The organism is Shewanella sp. 8A (assembly GCF_023475945.1).
GTDB classification, from domain to species: domain Bacteria; phylum Pseudomonadota; class Gammaproteobacteria; order Enterobacterales; family Shewanellaceae; genus Shewanella; species Shewanella xiamenensis.
Genome location: NZ_JAMDJP010000128.1, coordinates 1 through 243, shown reverse-complemented (window position 1 = coordinate 243; position 243 = coordinate 1). Strand labels below are relative to the sequence as shown.

1 tRNA gene is annotated in these 243 nt (G+C 49.8%); it reads left to right on the top strand.

Annotated features, from left to right (window positions below):
• Positions 1 to 17 precede the first annotated feature (17 nt).
• Positions 18 to 93, top strand: a tRNA-Glu gene (locus M0413_RS22855).
• Positions 94 to 243 lie beyond the last annotated feature (150 nt).

Genomic DNA, 243 nt, shown 5'->3' with positions numbered 1-243 from the left:
AAAACATAAGTCCTTGTGTCCCCTTCGTCTAGAGGCCTAGGACACCGCCCTTTCACGGCGGTAACAGGGGTTCGAATCCCCTAGGGGATACCACTCTATCCCTTAAAGATAGGGTGCATCACAAATGACTAACGAGTTGTTTGAGATAAATAGCAAGACCTCAGTTATGAGGAAAAACATAAGTCCTTGTGTCCCCTTCGTCTAGAGGCCTAGGACACCGCCCTTTCACGGCGGTAACAGGGG